General features: G+C 73.9%; 11 protein-coding genes. 6 read left to right on the top strand and 5 right to left on the bottom strand.

The genetic code is table 11. The features are described 5' to 3' along the window. The first annotated feature begins 97 nt into the window (after positions 1–97). On the top strand, positions 98–814 hold the full coding sequence (locus tag QSK22_RS00845) for a Crp/Fnr family transcriptional regulator (protein ID WP_285491933.1): 717 nt from the start codon (positions 98–100) through the stop codon (positions 812–814). Positions 815–1,178: 364 nt separating this feature from the next. Beyond that, on the top strand, positions 1,179–2,177 hold the full coding sequence (locus tag QSK22_RS00840) for a LysR family transcriptional regulator (protein WP_285491932.1): 999 nt from the start codon (positions 1,179–1,181) through the stop codon (positions 2,175–2,177). 59 nt (positions 2,178–2,236) lie between these two features. Here the strand turns inward: QSK22_RS00840 and QSK22_RS00835 are convergent, their stop codons facing one another. From QSK22_RS00835 to QSK22_RS00820, 4 genes are all read right to left on the bottom strand, one after another. Next, entirely contained in the window at positions 2,237–2,989 is a 753-nt protein-coding gene (locus QSK22_RS00835; RefSeq protein ID WP_285491931.1) for a succinate dehydrogenase/fumarate reductase iron-sulfur subunit, read from the bottom strand. A gap of 2 nt (positions 2,990–2,991) precedes the next feature. Next, a complete protein-coding gene (locus tag QSK22_RS00830; RefSeq protein WP_285491930.1) occupies positions 2,992–4,935 on the bottom strand; it encodes a fumarate reductase/succinate dehydrogenase flavoprotein subunit in 1,944 nt (647 codons plus the stop codon). A gap of 1 nt (position 4,936) precedes the next feature. Then, positions 4,937–5,626, bottom strand: a complete 690-nt coding sequence (locus tag QSK22_RS00825; protein ID WP_285491929.1) for a succinate dehydrogenase cytochrome b subunit — start codon at positions 5,624–5,626, stop codon at positions 4,937–4,939. A 212-nt stretch (positions 5,627–5,838) separates the two neighbouring features. Continuing rightward, on the bottom strand, positions 5,839–7,074 hold the full coding sequence (locus QSK22_RS00820; protein ID WP_285491928.1) for a PP2C family protein-serine/threonine phosphatase: 1,236 nt from the start codon (positions 7,072–7,074) through the stop codon (positions 5,839–5,841). 323 nt (positions 7,075–7,397) lie between these two features. On the opposite strand from QSK22_RS00820, the gene QSK22_RS00815 reads away from it, so the two are divergent. Both QSK22_RS00815 and QSK22_RS00810 read left to right on the top strand, forming a co-directional pair. Continuing rightward, positions 7,398–9,095 (top strand): ABC transporter transmembrane domain-containing protein, encoded by a 1,698-nt coding sequence (locus tag QSK22_RS00815; RefSeq protein WP_285491927.1) that lies wholly within the window; start codon positions 7,398–7,400, stop codon positions 9,093–9,095. Positions 9,096–9,170: 75 nt separating this feature from the next. Further along, positions 9,171–10,925, top strand: coding sequence for an ABC transporter ATP-binding protein (locus QSK22_RS00810; protein WP_285491926.1), 1,755 nt, complete (start codon positions 9,171–9,173; stop codon positions 10,923–10,925). Between the two features lies 1 nt (position 10,926). On the opposite strand, the gene QSK22_RS00805 is transcribed toward QSK22_RS00810, so the two are convergent. Further along, on the bottom strand, positions 10,927–13,020 hold the full coding sequence (locus QSK22_RS00805; RefSeq protein WP_285491925.1) for a S9 family peptidase: 2,094 nt from the start codon (positions 13,018–13,020) through the stop codon (positions 10,927–10,929). Positions 13,021–13,407: 387 nt separating this feature from the next. Between QSK22_RS00805 and QSK22_RS00800 the strand changes: the two genes are divergently transcribed. Together QSK22_RS00800 and mshB are read left to right on the top strand one after the other, a co-directional pair. Next, positions 13,408–14,895 (top strand): serine/threonine-protein kinase, encoded by a 1,488-nt coding sequence (locus QSK22_RS00800; RefSeq protein ID WP_285491924.1) that lies wholly within the window; start codon positions 13,408–13,410, stop codon positions 14,893–14,895. 131 nt (positions 14,896–15,026) lie between these two features. Further along, positions 15,027–15,932 (top strand): N-acetyl-1-D-myo-inositol-2-amino-2-deoxy-alpha-D-glucopyranoside deacetylase, encoded by a 906-nt coding sequence (gene mshB, locus QSK22_RS00795; protein ID WP_285491923.1) that lies wholly within the window; start codon positions 15,027–15,029, stop codon positions 15,930–15,932. The last annotated feature ends 48 nt before the right edge of the window (positions 15,933–15,980 follow it).

Genomic DNA, 15,980 nt, shown 5'->3' with positions numbered 1-15,980 from the left:
GCGGGCGCGGTAATAGGAAGAAGTACACACAACGCGTGACGCATTCGTGATTTGGCGACTGCTCACAAGGTGGGGTCGTTCGCTCTAGCGTGGAGATATGAACGCCCCCCTGGAGCCCGGTTCGTTTCTCGCCGAGCTCACGTCCGCGGAACGCGCCGAACTGGAACGGCGCTCCCGGGTCCGCGTATTCGCCCGCGGCGAGGTGCTGTTCGCCGAGGGGGAGCCGTCCACCTGGGTGGCGGTCCTGCTGGCCGGGCGGGTCAAGGCGTACTCGCACCGCGAGCACGGCGGCGAGGCGCTGCTGGCGGTGCGCGGGCCGGGCGCGCTGCTCGGCGAGGTCGCCGCGATCGACGGCCAGCCGCGTTCGGCCACCGTCGCCACCCTGGAGCCGGCGCGGGCGCTGACCCTCACCGCCCCGCAGTTCATGGCGTTCCTGCAGAACAACGGCCGGGTGTCGCTGCTGATGATGCGGATGCTGTGCCAGCGGTGGCGCGACGCCGACCGCAAGCGCGTCGAGTTCGGCATGTTCGACGCCACCGGCCGGGTCGCCCAGCGCCTGGTGGAGCTGGCCGAGCGGTTCGGCGTCCCGTACGAGCCGAACGGCCGGGGCGCCGCGGCCGGACGCGGCAACGGGAACCAGAGCGTGCGCATCACGCTGAACCTGTCGCAGGAGGAGCTGGCCGGGTGGGTCGGCGCGTCCCGCGAGGCGGTCAGCAAGGCCCTGCGCACGCTGCGCCGCCACGGCTGGATCGAGACGGGACGCCGCCGCGTCATCGTCCACGACCTGCAGGCCCTGCGCCGCCACGCCCGCTGACCCGGGACGGCGCACCCGCTGCCCCTGGGCGCCGCGCCACGGCGGGGGCCGCTCTGCCCGTGACGGCACCCGGGAGCTGCCGACATGGCCGGGCGGCGGTGGTGATCCTGCGGACGCCGGCGCCCGCGTCCCGGGCATGCGGTGCCGCGTCCCGGGCATGCGGTGCCGCGGGCCGAGCTGTGCGGGGCGCCGCCGGGTCGGCCGCGGGTGCCGAGGATGCCGCGCGCCGCAAGGCGGAACAGCGTGACACCGGTCCCGGCGGACGCGGACGGCGCCGGCGCCGGGCCCGCCCGCGGACGGTGCAGGCGGGGCGGCGGCGGGGTGGTCGCCGACCGCGGCTGCGGCGGGCCGTACCCTGTGCAGGGTGCAGTTGCAGCAGCTCGCCTACTTCGTCGCGGTGGCCGAGGTCCGGCACTTCACCCACGCGGCGGAGATCCTGCACGTGGCGCAGCCGTCACTGTCCAAGCAGATCCGCGCGCTGGAGACGGAACTGGGCGCGTCCCTGTTCAGCCGGGCGCGCGGCAACATCACCCTGACCCCGGCGGGCGAGGCGCTGCTGCCGCTGGCCAAGCGGATCCTCGCCGACGTCGACACCGCCCGGCTGGAGGTGCAGGAGCTGGCCGGCCTGCGGCGCGGCCGGGTGCGGCTGGGCGCCACGCCGTCGCTGTGCGCCGGGCTGCTGGCCGACGTGCTGCGCCGCTTCCACGACGCCTACCCCGGCATCCGGCTGATCGTCGAGGAGGGCGGCTCCCGCGACCTGGTCCGGGAGCTCACCCGCGGCTCCCTCGACCTGGCGCTGGTGATCCTTCCGCTGCACGGCGACCCGCCGCTGGACACCGCCCCCATCCTGCGCGAGAACCTGGTCGTCGCGTCCCCCGCGGCCGCCGAGCACGCCGACCGGGCGCACCGGGGGATGCTGCCGCGCCGCCCCTACCTGCGGATCGAGGACCTGCGCAACCGCCCGCTGGTGATGTTCCGCTCCGGCTACGACCTGCGCGAGGCGACGATCGGCGCCTGCCGCGCGGCCGGGTTCGAGCCGAGCTTCGCGGTGGAGGGCGGCGAGATGGACGCGGTGCTGCGGTTCGTCGAGGCCGGGCTGGGCATCGCCGTCGTGCCGAGCATGGTGCTGGCCGGACGCCCCGGTCTGCGCGGCACGCCCCTGGTGCTGGACGACTGCGGCCCCGACGCGTCCCGCCGCGGCCCCCATCCGGGCCTGCAGCGGACGGTCGCGCTGGCGCACCGCAAGGACGTCGATCCCACCCACGCCGCCCGCGCCTTCCGGGAGACCCTGGAGACCTTCCTGGTGGAGGCGGCCAAGGCGGGCAGCCTGCCGTCCGGCGTGGAAGCCCTCGTCACCCGCTGACTGCGAAAAAGCGCAAAGCGCGCGTCCCGAATGCCGGGACGCGCGCTTCGGCGAGAGGGTTACTTCTTCTTCCCGCCCGCGGTGGCCTTGAGGTAGTCGTGGTTGAGGCGGCCGATGACGTCCAGCGGGATGCCCTTGGGGCAGGCGACCGTGCACTCGCCGGTGTTGGTGCAGCCGCCGAAGCCCTCGGCGTCGTGGGCCTCCAGCATGTTGACGACCCGGTCCCACCGCTCGGGCTGGCCCTGGGGGAGCAGACCCAGGTGGGTGATCTTGGCGCCGAGGAACAGGGACGCCGAGCCGTTCGGGCAGGCGGCCACGCAGGCGCCGCAGCCGATGCACTCGGCGGCCTCGAAGGCCTTGTCGGCGTCCGGCTTGGGCACCGGCACCGAGTGGGCCTCGGGGGCGGTGCCGGTCGGGGCGGTGATGTAGCCGCCGGCGGCGATGATGCGGTCGAACGCCGAGCGGTCCACGACCAGGTCCTTGACGACGGGGAACGCCTTGGCGCGCCACGGCTCGACGTCGATGACCTCGCCGTCCTTGAACTTGCGCATGTGCAGCTGGCACGTGGTGGTGTTGCGCTCGGGGCCGTGCGGGGTCCCGTTGATGACCAGCGAGCACATGCCGCAGATGCCCTCGCGGCAGTCGTGGTCGAAGGCGACCGGCTCCTCGCCCTTCTGGATGAGCTGCTCGTTCAGCACGTCCAGCATCTCCAGGAAGGAGGCGTCGGGAGAGATGTCGTCGAGCTGGTACTCGACCATTCCGCCCTTGTCCTCAGGGCCCTTCTGGCGCCAGATGCGCAGTGTGACCTTCATGATTACTTGTACGACCTCTGAGTGGGCTTGACGTATTCGAACTCGAGGGGCTCCTTGTGGAGCACGGGCGGCTTGCCGGCGCCGGCCCACTCCCAGGCGGCGACGTAGGAGAAGTTCTCGTCGTCGCGCTTGGCCTCGCCGTCCTCGTCCTGGCTCTCGGCGCGGAAGTGGCCGCCGCACGACTCGGTGCGGTGCAGCGCGTCGATGCACATCAGCTCGGCCAGTTCCAGGAAGTCGGCGACGCGGCCGGCCTTCTCCAGCTCCTTGTTGAGCTCCTCGCCCTTGCCGGTGACCTTGACGCGGGACCAGAACTCCTCGCGCAGGGCGGGGATGAGCTCCAGCGCCTTGCGCAGCCCCTCGTCGGTGCGCTCCATGCCGCAGTACTCCCACATGATGTGGCCGAGCTCGCGGTGGAAGGAGTCGACGGTGCGGTCGCCGTCGATCGACAGCAGCTTGTCGATCTGCTCGCGGACCCGGGTCTCGGCCTCGCTGATCGCCGCGGGGTCGACCGGCGGCAGGTCGCTGTTGCGGGCGATGTAGTCGCCGATGGTGACCGGCAGGACGAAGTAGCCGTCCGCCAGGCCCTGCATCAGCGCGGAGGCGCCGAGCCGGTTGGCGCCGTGGTCGGAGAAGTTGGCCTCGCCGATCACGAACAGCCCGGGCAGGTTGGACATCAGGTCGTAGTCCACCCACAGCCCGCCCATCGTGTAGTGGACGGCGGGGTAGATGCGCATCGGCGTCTCGTAGGGGTTCTCGCCGGTGATGCGCTCGTACATCTCGAAGAGGTTGCCGTACTTGGCCTCGACGGTCTTGCGGCCGAGGCGCTTGATGGCGTCGGCGAAGTCCAGGTAGACGCCCTGGCCGCCGGGGCCGACGCCGCGTCCCTCGTCGCAGACGTTCTTGGCGGCGCGGGAGGCGATGTCGCGGGGCACCAGGTTGCCGAACGAGGGGTAGATGCGCTCCAGGTAGTAGTCGCGCTCGTCCTCGGGGATGTCGGCCGGCTTGCGCTTGTCGCCGGCCTTCTTGGGCACCCAGACGCGGCCGTCGTTGCGCAGCGACTCCGACATCAGCGTGAGCTTGGACTGGTGCTCGCCGCTGTAGGGGATGCAGGTCGGGTGGATCTGCGTGTAGCAGGGGTTGGCGAAGTACGCGCCGTGCTTGTGCGCCCGCCACGTCGCGGTGACGTTGGAGCCCATCGCATTGGTGGACAGGAAGAACACGTTGCCGTACCCGCCGGTGGCCAGCACGACCGCATCGCCGGTGAAGTGCTTGATCTCCCCGTTGAGCAGGTTGCGGACGACGACGCCGCGGGCCCGCCCGTCCTCCATGATCAGGTCGAGCATCTCGTGCCGCGGGTACAGCTCGATATTGCCCGCGTCGACCTGCCGCATCATCGCCTGGTACGCGCCGAGCAGCAGCTGCTGGCCCGTCTGGCCGCGGGCGTAGAAGGTGCGCGAGACCTGGGTGCCGCCGAAGGAGCGGTTGTCCAGCAGGCCGCCGTACTCGCGGGCGAACGGCACGCCCTGCGCCACGCACTGGTCGATGATCTGCGTGGAGATCTCGGCGAGCCGGTGCACGTTGGACTCGCGGGAGCGGAAGTCGCCGCCCTTGACCGTGTCGTAGAACAGCCGGTACACGCTGTCGCCGTCGTTGCGGTAGTTCTTGGCGGCGTTGATGCCGCCTTGCGCGGCGATGGAGTGGGCGCGGCGCGGGCTGTCCTGGAAGCAGAACTGGACGACGTGGTAGCCGGCCTCGGCCAGGGTGGCGCCGGCCGAGCCGCCGGCCAGCCCGGTGCCCACCACGATGATCGTCTTCTTGCGCTTGTTGGCGGGGTTGACCAGCTTGACCTCGAAGCGGCGCTTGGTCCAGCGCTCCTCGATGGGCCCGGCCGGGGCCTTGGTGTCGGCGATGGGGTCGCCGGTGGTGTAGAAGCCGTCGTCGGTCATGTCAGCTCACCCATCCGAAGGTGATCGAGAGGGGCACGGCCAGAAAGCCCACGGTGACCACCGCGGCCACGGCGGTGGCCAGGGCGCGCAGCGGCCCGTCGCCGCGGGAGGTGCGCAGGCCGAGGGTCTGGAAGGCGCTCCAGATGCCGTGCCGCAGGTGCAACCCGACCATGATCACGGCCAGCACGTACCAGAGCGTGATGTACCAGCGCTCGGGGGCGAAGTCGGCGACCATCCGCTCGTAGGGGGTGGCGCCGGAGTCCTTGGGGTTGACCACCAGGAACGTCAGGTCCAGCAGGTGCCAGATGACGAACAGCAGGATGATGACGCCGCCGTACCGCATGGTGTGGGTGGCGTAACCCTGCGCGTGCGACTTGCGCTTGGCCTGGTACTTGACCGGCCGGGCGGCGGACGCGCGCCTGGCCAGCGACACCGCCGACCACATGTGCAGGACGACCGAGGCTGCCAGCACCACCTCGATGAGCGTCAGCACGGTGCGGTGCGGGACGGCGGGCTCCCCGATGGTGCGCAGCCAGTGCGCGTAGTGGTTGAAGTCCTCCGCCCCGAAGAAGATCTTCAGGTTCCCGATCATGTGCGCGATCAGGTAGAGCACCAGCACGGCGCCGGTGACGGCCATGACGGCCTTCTTGCCGACCGTCGTCCGGTAGATCGCGGGTATCGCAATAGCCACGCAGCGAAGTTATGCCTGCCTGTGGCGAGAGTTCCAAGTCATCACGGGCCTTGTTTCCATAGCCGATGGCTATAGCCCGTGCGGGACCGGGCATTTCGCCCATTTGATGCTGGCCGGAACGTGAGGGACTTCACACGTGGTAAGGGAACTTTGACCCTGGTATTCGGGTCTTTCTGTGTTCCGCCGCTGTGCCCTCGGCCCCGGCGCGGCCGTCAGGTGGACCGCGTGTGCGACAGCAGCAGGACGGCCAGGTCGTCGGTGAGCGCGTCCCCGTTCAGCGCCTCGACCTCGTTGACCAGCTCGTCGATCAGCGCACGGCCGGTGAAGCCGCGGCGGCGGGCGCTGCGCGCCAGGTCGACCAGGCCCTCGGTGCCCAGCCGGGCCGGGCCCGCGCCGACCCGCCCCTCGATCAGCCCGTCGGTGTACAGCATCAGCTCCCACGACTCGCCGAGGTCGATCTCGGTGGTGGGCCACTCCGCGCCCGGCACCAGGCCCAGCGCCGGCCCGTGCGCGTAGTCGGGCAGCGCCGCCACCTCCATACCGGCCTCCCCGCCGGAGCCGCCGGGGACGTGCCGGAACAGCAGCGGCGGCGGATGCCCGGCCAGATGCATGCGCGCGGTGCGGCGCGACGGCGCCACCGTCACCATGCACAGCGTCGTGAACAGCTCCTCGCTGCGCCGCTCGTGGCCGAGGACGGTGTCGAGGATGCCGAGCAGCTGCTGCCCGGTGTGCCCGGCCAGCACCAGCGTCCGCCAGGCCATGCGCAGCTGCACGCCGAGCGCCGCCTCGTCGGGGCCGTGCCCGCACACGTCCCCGATCATCAGGTGCACCGCGCCGCCCTCGGTCTGCACCGTGTCGTAGAAGTCGCCGCCCAGAAGGGCCCGGCGGCGGCCCGGACGGTAGCGGGTGACGTGCCGCATGGACGGGTCGTCGATCAGCGGCACCGGCAGCAGGCCGCGCTCCAGCCGGGCGTTCTCGCGGCCCAGGATGCGCGCCTCGACCAGCCGCCGCTCGCTCTTCTCGGCGCGTTTGCGCTCGATGGCGTAGCGGATGGCGCGCGCCAGCAGCGGCCCGTCCACCTCCTGCTTGACCAGGTAGTCCTCGGCGCCCGCGGCGACCGCCCGCACCCCCAGGTGCGCGTCGGCCAGGCCGGTCAGCACCACCACCGCGGCGTGCTCGGCCATGTCCAGCACCTGCCGCAGCCCCTCCAGATGGTCGATGCCCGGGGTGGACAGGTCCACCAAGACGCACTGGATGCGGCGGGTCAGCCGGCGGCGCGCCGCGTCCAGGCTGTCGGCCACGGCCATGCCGATGTCCAGCCCGGCCTCGGTCAGCATCTTCTCGACCACGCGGACGTTGCCGGGGTCGTCGTCGATGAGGAGCAGGTCGATCCTGTCCTCGGTGCCCGGTGGCGCCGCGGGACGGCTGTGCTGGCTTATCGTGCTCACTGAGGTTCCGGACTGTCGGCGGTCTGACGGCACGGGGCACCTTGCCGCTTGCAGGGACGGTGCTCCCACGGACGGTGCTCCCACGGACGACGACCGTCCCGCGACCACGGGCCGGACCGCGGCGCGCGCATCGCGGTCGTCGATCGCGGCGGTCGGCGGGTCGCGGCTCAGGGGAGCGGTGCGGGGCCGCTCCGTACACACCGACCTTAGCGTCTCCGGTCGACCGCCCGCACCCAGGGAACATCGCAATAGCCCCTGGAACAGGCCATGTGCGCCGCAAAAACCAGTCGAACTCCGGATGGGCGCCGCATACTCTTCGCCCCGTGAAGCGCTTACCGGTCGCCGACCCCGGCACCCCCGACGTGCGCTCGCCAACCCGCTACCTGCTGTGGCTGGCGCGCTGCCAGTGGCGCACCGTGCTGGCCGGGGCGGTCCTCGGCATCGGGTGGATGCTCTGCCAGGCGCTCCTGCCCGCCGTGATCGGCCGGGCGGTCGACGACGGCGTGACGGCCCGCGACGCGTCCGCCCTGGCCCTGTGGTCGGCCGTGCTGCTCGCCCTCGGCGTCGGCGTCGCCGCGACCGCGACGCTGCGGCACCGGATGGCCGTGTACAACTGGCTGGCCGCCGCCTACCGCACCGTCCAGCTCGTCACCCGGCAGGCGACCCGGCTCGGCGGGACGCTGCCGCGCCGGATCGGCGCCGGGGAGGTGGTCAGCGTCGGCGTGTCGGACCTGGACGACATCGGCGACTGCCTGGACATCCTGGCCCGCGGCAGCGGCGCCGTCGCCGCGGTCGTCGTGGTGGCGGCCCTGATGCTGGTCACCTCGCCGCCGCTCGGCCTGGTCGTGCTGGTCGGCGTCCCGGTGCTCCTGGCGGTGGGCGGGCCGATGCTGCGGCCGCTGCGCGAACGCGAGGAGCGCCACCGCGAGCTGGTCGGCGAGCTGAACACCCGGGCCACCGACCTGGTGGCGGGCCTGCGGGTGCTGCGCGGCATCGGCGGCGAGGCGCTGTTCGCCGACCGCTACCGGGACGAGTCGCAGCGGGTGCGCCGGGCGGGCACGGCCGTGGCGTGGGCCGACTCGCGGATCATGGGCGCCCAGACCCTGCTGCTCGGGCTGCTGCTCGCCACGGTCACCTGGGTGGGCGCGCGGCTGGCCGCCTCCGGCGCCATCAGCGTGGGCGACCTGGTCTCGGGCTACGGGTACGCGGTGTTCCTTATCGCGCCGATGAAGACGATCGGGGAGGCGGCGGGCAAGCTCACCCGCGGGCACGTCGCGGCCGGGCGGGTCGTGCGGGTGCTGCGCACCGAACCCGACCTGCCGGACACCGGCGCCGTCGCCCCGGCCGGGCCCGCCGAGCTGGCGGACGCCAAGTCCGGCCTGGTCGTGCGGCCCGGGCGGCTCACCGCGGTCGCCGCGGCCGACCCGCGCGACGCCCAGGCCATCGCCGACCGCCTCGGCCGGCACGCCGACGGCGAGGTCTCCTACGGCGGCGTCCCGCTGCGCGACGTCGCCGGCGTGCGGGAGCGGATCCTCGTCGCCGTCAACGAGGACCTGCTGTTCTCCGGGACGCTGCGCGACGCCCTCACCCCGGGCTTCGGCGGCCCGGTGGACGACGCGGCGCTGCATGCGGCGCTGCGGGCCGCCGCCGCCGAGGACATCGCCGCGGCCGTCGGCCTGGACGCGCACGTCGCCGAGGCCGGGCGCGAGTTCTCCGGCGGGCAGCGGCAGCGGCTGCGGCTGGCCCGCGCGCTGGCGGCCGACCCCGAGGTGCTGGTGCTGGTCGACCCGACCAGCGCCGTCGACGCGCACACCGAGGCGCGCATCGCCGACCGGCTCGGCGCCGCCCGCGCGGGCCGCACCACCGTGGTGTGCACGACGAGCCCGCTCATGCTCGACCGCGCCGACCACGTCGCCTTCGTCGAGAACGGCGCGGTGGTCGCCGAGGGGCGCCACCGCGACCTGCTGGCGTCCGAGCCCCGCTACGCCGCCGCCGTCACCCGCGGCGAGGACATCCCCTGACACGCCTTCCGACGGCGCCCGGCGGGGCGGCCGTCTTCGACAAGCCGGCATGACGACCCAGGAGGACCACCGGCCGTGAGCTCCGAGATCCTGCCCGTGGCGACGTCGGCGCAGGTGCGCGCGCACACCCGGCGCCTGCTGCTGCGCCGTCCCCGCGCCCTGCTCGGCGCGCTGGGCCTGCACGCGCTGGCCGCGGTGGCCGGGCTGGTCACCCCGCGGCTGCTGGGCGGCCTGGCGGAGGGGGTGGAGCGCGGCGCCGCCGACATCGACACCGTCGCCCTGGCCATCGCGGGGTTCGTGGTCGCGCAGGGCGTCCTGACCCGCTACGCCTACTACGCGTCCGCGCGGCTGGGCGAGCGGATCCTGGCCGACCTGCGGGAGGACTTCGTCGGACGGGTGCTGGCGCTGCCGCTGTCGCGCGTCGAACGCGCCGGGACCGGCGACCTGCTCAGCCGCACGTCCCGGGACGTCGACACCCTGTCCAACGCCGTCCGGCACGCCGCGCCGGAGATCGCGATCTCCCTGCTGTCGATCGCGTTCACGCTGGGCGCGCTGGTGCTGACCGGGCCGCTGGTGGCGCTGCCGTGCCTGGTCGTCGTCCCGCTGCTGTGGGCCGTGATGCGCTGGTACCTGCGCCGCGCCGGCGCCGCCTACCGGCGCGAGATGGCCGCCTGGGCGCAGCTGACCGAGGGGCTCACCGAGACCGTGCAGGGCGCCCGCACCGTCGACGCGCTGGGCCTGGCCGGGCGGCGGGTGCGGCGCTGCGACGACGACATCGACCGGTCCTACCGCGCCGAGCGCTACTCGCTGGGGCTGCGCACCGTGCTGGTCCCGGTGGCCGAGTTCTCCTACGTGCTGCCGGTCGCGGCCACCGTGTTCGCCGGCGGCCTGCTGCACATCCACGGCATGGCGTCGCTGGCCCAGGTGACCGCCGCGACCCTGTACGTGCAGCAGCTCGTCGGCCCGGTGGACGTGCTGCTCACCTGGCTGGACGAGCTGCAGCTGGGCGGCGCGTCGCTGGCCCGGCTGCTGGGCGTCGGCCATGTCGTAGGCAGGGTCCCGCCCGACCGCTCCCCGGGCACCGCGCGGCCCGACGGGGAGCGCCTGGCCGCCCGGGGCGTGCACTACGCCTACCGCGACGGCCATGACGTCCTGCACGGCGTCGACCTGACGCTGCGCCCCGGCGAGCGGCTGGCCGTGGTGGGGCCGAGCGGCGCGGGCAAGTCCACGCTGGGACGCCTGCTGGCCGGGGTGGACGGGCCGCGCGCCGGCACCGTCACCGTGGGCGAGGGCGCGGGCGCCGTCCCGCTGGTGGACCTGCCGCTGGACGACCTGCGCGGCCACGTCGCCCTGGTCACCCAGGACCACCACGTGTTCCACGGCACCGTCCGCGAAAACCTGCTCATGGCGCGGCCGGTCGGCGACGCCGAGGCCGAGGCGGCGCTGCGGGCCGTCGACTGGGACGGCCCCGGCCTGGACGCGCGGGTGGGCGCCGGCGGAGAGGAGCTGTCGCCCGCCCAGGCCCAGCAGCTCGCGCTGGCCCGGCTCGTTCTGGCCGACCCGCACACGCTGGTGCTGGACGAGGCGACGTCCCTGCTCGACCCGCGCGCCGCCCGCCGCCTCGAACGCACCCTGGCCGCCGTGCTGGACGGCCGCACGGTCGTGGCGATCGCGCACCGCCTGCACACCGCGCACGACGCCGACCGCGTGGCCGTCGTGGAGGACGGCCGCATCACCGAGCTCGGCACCCACGACGAGCTGCTCGCCGCGGGCGGCTCCTACGCCGCGCTCTGGGCCTCCTGGCACGGCGAGAGGGAGCCCTCGCGGTGACTCACGCGCTGCGCTCGGCCAGCGCGTTCTTCAAAAAGTCCACCTGCAGGTTCAGCAGGTTCTCCGCGACGACCTCCTGCGGCGTCATGTGGGTGACGCCGGACAGCGGCAGCACGGTGTGCGGCCGCCCGGCCGCCAGCAGCGCGCTGGACAGCCGCAGCGTGTGCGCGGCCACCACGTTGTCGTCGGCCAGGCCGTGGATCAGCAGCAGCGGACGCTCCAGCCGCGGCGCGTCCTCGATCAGCGAGTTGGCGGCGTAGCCGTCCGGCTCCTCGTCCGGGTGGCCGAGGTAGCGCTCGGTGTAGTGGGTGTCGTACAGCCGCCAGTCGGTGGGCGGGGCGCCCGCCACCGCCGCGTGGAACACGTCGGGCCGGCGCAGCACCGCCAGCGCGGCCAGCCAGCCGCCGAACGACCAGCCGCGGATGCCCACCCGGCCCAGGTCCAGCGCGCCGGGGTGGCGGCGGGCGGCCTCCTCCAGCGCGGTGATCTGGTCCTCCAGCACCGGCCCGGCGAAGTCGCGGTCCACCGCGCGCTCCCAGGCCGGGCCGCGCGCCGGGGTGCCGCGGCCGTCGGCGATCACGACGGCGAAGCCCTGGTCGGCCAGCCACTGGGCCTCGTTGTAGGCGCGCCGCACCGCCAGCACCCGCTGGGCGTGCGGGCCGCCGTAGGGGTCCATGAGCACCGGCAGCCGCCCGTCGCCGAGCTTCCAGTCCGCCGGCAGCACCACGGCCGTGCGGATCTCCCGCTCGCCGGCGCGCAGCAGCTCCACCCGCGGCGCCACCACCGGGGTCTCGGCCCGCGACGCGATCGGGTGGACGGCGCCGCCGGGCCCGCGGACCTCGGTGGACACCCCGTGCCGGTCCATCCGCGAACCGGTCAGCACGGTCACCTCGCCGCAGCGGACGCCCGAGAACACCCCCTGGCCGTCGGTGAGCCGCACGACCCCGTCCGGCCCGTAGGACCACACATGCGCCTCGGTCGGCTCCTGCGAGGCGGTGAACAGCACCGTCTCGCCCTCCACGCCCAGCACGGACCGCACCTGCAGCCCCGGCGGGGTGACGGGCTTGCCCGCGACGGTCAGGCGGCGGGTGTCGCTGTCCCGGTCGTCGACGACCCACACGACCTCGCCGCTGCCCAGCCGCGCCGGGACGCCCGGCACGATCTCGGTCCACACCGGGTCGTGCAGAGTGTGCAGCAGCGTCGTCTCGCCGGACGACGGATCGACCTTGAGCAGCCGCTGCACGCGCTGGTCGCGCGTCTGCACGACGATGAGCAGGCCGTGCCCGTCCCACACGGCGGTGACCAGGTAGGGGAACTCGCCGCGGTCCCAGGCGACCGCCGTGCGGCGGCCGTCCAGCTTCAGCAGCACCAGCGAGACGATGGCGTTCGGCGTGCCCGCCGCCGGGTAGGCCACCTCGACCGGGGACCGCTCGGGGTTGGCGGGGTCGGCGATGTGCCAGCGCAGCACGGGCGTCTCGTCCACCCGCGCCGCCAGCAGGGTCTCGCCGTCGGGCGCCCACCAGTGGCCCCGCATGCGGTTCATCTCCTCGGCCGCGATGAACTCCGCCAGTCCGTAGGACACCTGCTCGGACTCGGGCGTCACCAGCGCGGCGTCCTCGCCGCTCGCCACGTCCAGCACGCGCAGGGTGCGGCCGGACACGTACGCCACGCGCCGCCCGGCCGGGTCCAGACGCGGGTCGAACACGGGGGTGGCGGCGGGCAGGCTCCGCACCCGCCCGGTGTCCAGCTCGGCGAGGAACAGCTGCCCGGCCAGCGTGAACACGGCCTGGCGCACGTCGCGGTCCACGGCGTAGCCGACGATGCCGCCCGCCTGCTCGCGGGCCCGCTCGCGGCGGGCGCGCTCCTCGGGCGGCAGGTCCTGCTCGCCGGGCAGGTCGAGCGCCGCCGGGTCGGCGACCAGCCGCTCCTCGCCGGACGCGGGGTCGAGCGTCCACAGGCACGTCACCGGGTCGTCGCCCGCCCGGGTGCGCAGGAACACCACACGCGACCCGTCCGGCGCCACTTGGAAGGCCCGCGGGACGCCGAGGGTGAACCGCCGCGTACGCGCGCTCTGCCGCGGAAAGCTGATGCTCACTTGCCGTGTCTCCCCACCGTTAGCCCTGGTCTGGCCCTGGTCGCCTTGGGCGCCGCTCACGCGTTACGAGTCTGCCAGCCGGAGCGGGCATCGCGCGTGACGGGTGCCCCGCACCGGGGCCGCGCGGCCCGCGGCGCGGCGCGTGACGTGACCGAGACGTGACCGAGACGTGACCAGGAACCGGGGTCGATTCCGGCATGCCGGTTGAACCGGGGCGGGCAGTGCTCTAGACAGGACCGGGGTTGCCGACACGCGTCCGCAGGCGACCGCACCGGCCGACGGCCGGCGATCGCGGCGGGCGGGGAACGGCCCGTGCCCGTCACCGGGCTCGCGTAAGCTCAAAGCTCCCCCATCGCATATGTCGTCGCGGGCTGTAAGGAGTGGTCCATGCCGGAGCTGCAGCCGGGTGATCCCCGGCGGCTGGGTTCGTTCGACGTGGTCGAACGGCTCGGAGAAGGCGGGCAGGGCGTGGTGTACCTCGGTGTCGACCCGTCTTCGGGCACCCAGGCCGCGATCAAGCTGCTGCGCGCCGACCTGGCCGCCGACGCCTCGGCCCGCAACCGGTTCATCCGGGAGGCGCAGGCCGCCAAGCAGGTCGCCCGCTTCTGCACCGCCCAGGTGCTGGAGGCCGACGTCGCGGGCGACCAGCCGTACATCGCCAGCGAGTACGTCCCGGGCAAGTCGCTGCACCGGCAGATCATCGAGGACGGCCCGCTCAACGGGGCGGCGTTGGAGCGGCTGGCGATCGGCACCACGACCGCGCTGGTGGCCATCCACCAGGCCGGCATCGTGCACCGCGACTTCAAGCCGCACAATGTGATCATGGCGCCGGACGGGCCGCGCGTGATCGACTTCGGTATCGCGCGGGCCTTGGACACCGGGCAGACCGCTGCGACCAAGGCGATCGGCACCCCCTCCTACATGGCGCCCGAGCAGGTGGCGGGCGCCACCCTCACCGAGGCGGTGGACATCTGGGCCTGGGCGGCCACCATGGTGTTCGCCGCCACCGGCCACCCGCCGTTCGGCGACGACACGGTGGTCGCGGTGATCAACCGGGTGATGCACGAGCCGCCCACGCTGGACGGCGTGCCCGACGACCTCAAGCCGCTGCTGGCGGCGTGCCTGGCCAAGGAGCCGTCCCGGCGGCCCACCGCGCAGCACCTGATGATGCGGCTGATCGGCAGCGGTCCGGCGGCGCAGACCCGGATGGACGACCCGGCGCAGGCCACCTCGCTGCTGGCCGAGGGGTCGCAGATGGCCGCGGGCCACGGCGCCCCGGACGCCACCCGGGTCATGGGCCGCACCGGCCCGATGCAGCAGCCGGTCAGCGAGACCCAGGCGATCCGCGACGCGCTGCCGCCGGTGCGGCCGATGGGCCCGCCGCCCGGCCGCCCGCCGGGCCGGCACCGCGGCTACCCGGACGACGACCGGTCCTCGCGGTGGCCGGTCGTGGCCGCCGTCGCGGCGATCGCGGTGCTGGCGCTGATCGTCGGCATCGTGATGCTGTCCCGCGGCGATGAGGAGCCCGGCTCGCCGAGCAGCCCGCCCGCGTCGGAGGCGGTCACCGACAGCGCGACCGACGAGCCGGAGGAGAGCGACGAGCCCGAGCCCACGCCCGAGGAGCCGACGCGTGCGCGCGACACCGAGCCGACCCGTCCGAACCCCGAGCCCAGCACGCCGGTCCGGCCCACCCGGCCGACGCTCACACCGTCGCACACCCCGTCCTCGCCCGACACCGGTCTGCCCGGCGGAGACGGCGGCGACACCGGCGACGATGACGACGGCGGCACCGGCAACGGCGGCAACGGCGGTACCGGAGGCAACAACGGCAACGGCGGCACCGGCAGCGGAGGCGACCAGGACACCGGTAACTAGCACCCGGCGCGGCCGCTGAAGGCGGAGCGGTGGCGGGGCGCCCGGCGGTGACGCTGCGCACCCGGGCGTGCCCCGTATCACCCCTGCAGCGATCGCGACCAACGCTTGCGTCGTGAGTAGGCTCGGATCCTATGAAGGAGCCGCGCATCCTGTTCGTCCACGCCCACCCGGACGACGAGTCCATCGGGACCGGGGCGACCATGGCAAAGTACGCGGCCGAGGGCGCCCACGTCTGCCTGGTCACCTGCACACTCGGTGAGGAGGGCGAGGTCATCCCGGGCGAGCTGCGCCATCTGGCCGCCGACAAGGAGGACCGGCTCGGCGAGTACCGCATCGGCGAGCTCGCCGAGGCGTGCGCCGCGCTGGGCGTGCGCGACCAGCGCTACCTGGGCGGACCGGGCCGCTGGCGCGACTCGGGCATGATGGGCACGCCGTCCAACGACGACCCGCGCTGCTTCTGGCGGGCCGATGTGGACGAGGCCGCCGCCGAGATGGTGAAGATCATCCGGGATGTGCGGCCGCAGGTGATCGTCACCTATGACGAGCGGGGCAACTACGGCCACCCCGACCACATCCAGGCGCACCGGGTGACCTGGCGGGCGTTCCACCTGGCCGCCGACCCGCAGTACCAGGACGGCGGCGAGCCCTGGCAGGTGGCCAAGTTCTACGCCTACGCCATGCCCCGGTCGGTGCTGGCGCGCGCCGTCGCGGTGATGCGCGAGGCGCGGCTGCCGTTCCCGCGCGTGGCCAGCCTGGACGACCTCGGCTCCGGTGTCCCCGACCACCTGGTCACCACGCAGGTGGACGCCCGCGCCTACCTGCCCGCCAAGATCGCGGCGCTGCGCGCGCACCACACCCAGATCACGGTGGCGCCCGACGAGGTCGGCCCGTTCTTCGCGCTGTCGAACAATCTGGGGCAGCAGGCCTTCGGCACCGAGTACTTCATCCTGCTGGCGGGCGAGCCGGGCCCCGCCGGCCCCAACGGCCGCGAGACCGACCTGTTCGCCGAACCGGCCGGACGCGCCGGATCCGCCTGACCGCCGCCCGGGCGTCCAGGGACCCTGCCCCCAGGGGGTGGCCGTTTC

It is taken from the genome of Actinomadura sp. NBRC 104425 (genome assembly GCF_030269545.1).
In the GTDB taxonomy this organism is placed as follows: Bacteria; Actinomycetota; Actinomycetes; order Streptosporangiales; family Streptosporangiaceae; genus Spirillospora; species Spirillospora keratinilytica.
Note: the sequence above shows the minus strand (reverse complement) of the source record. Positions and strands in the feature narration are given on the sequence as shown.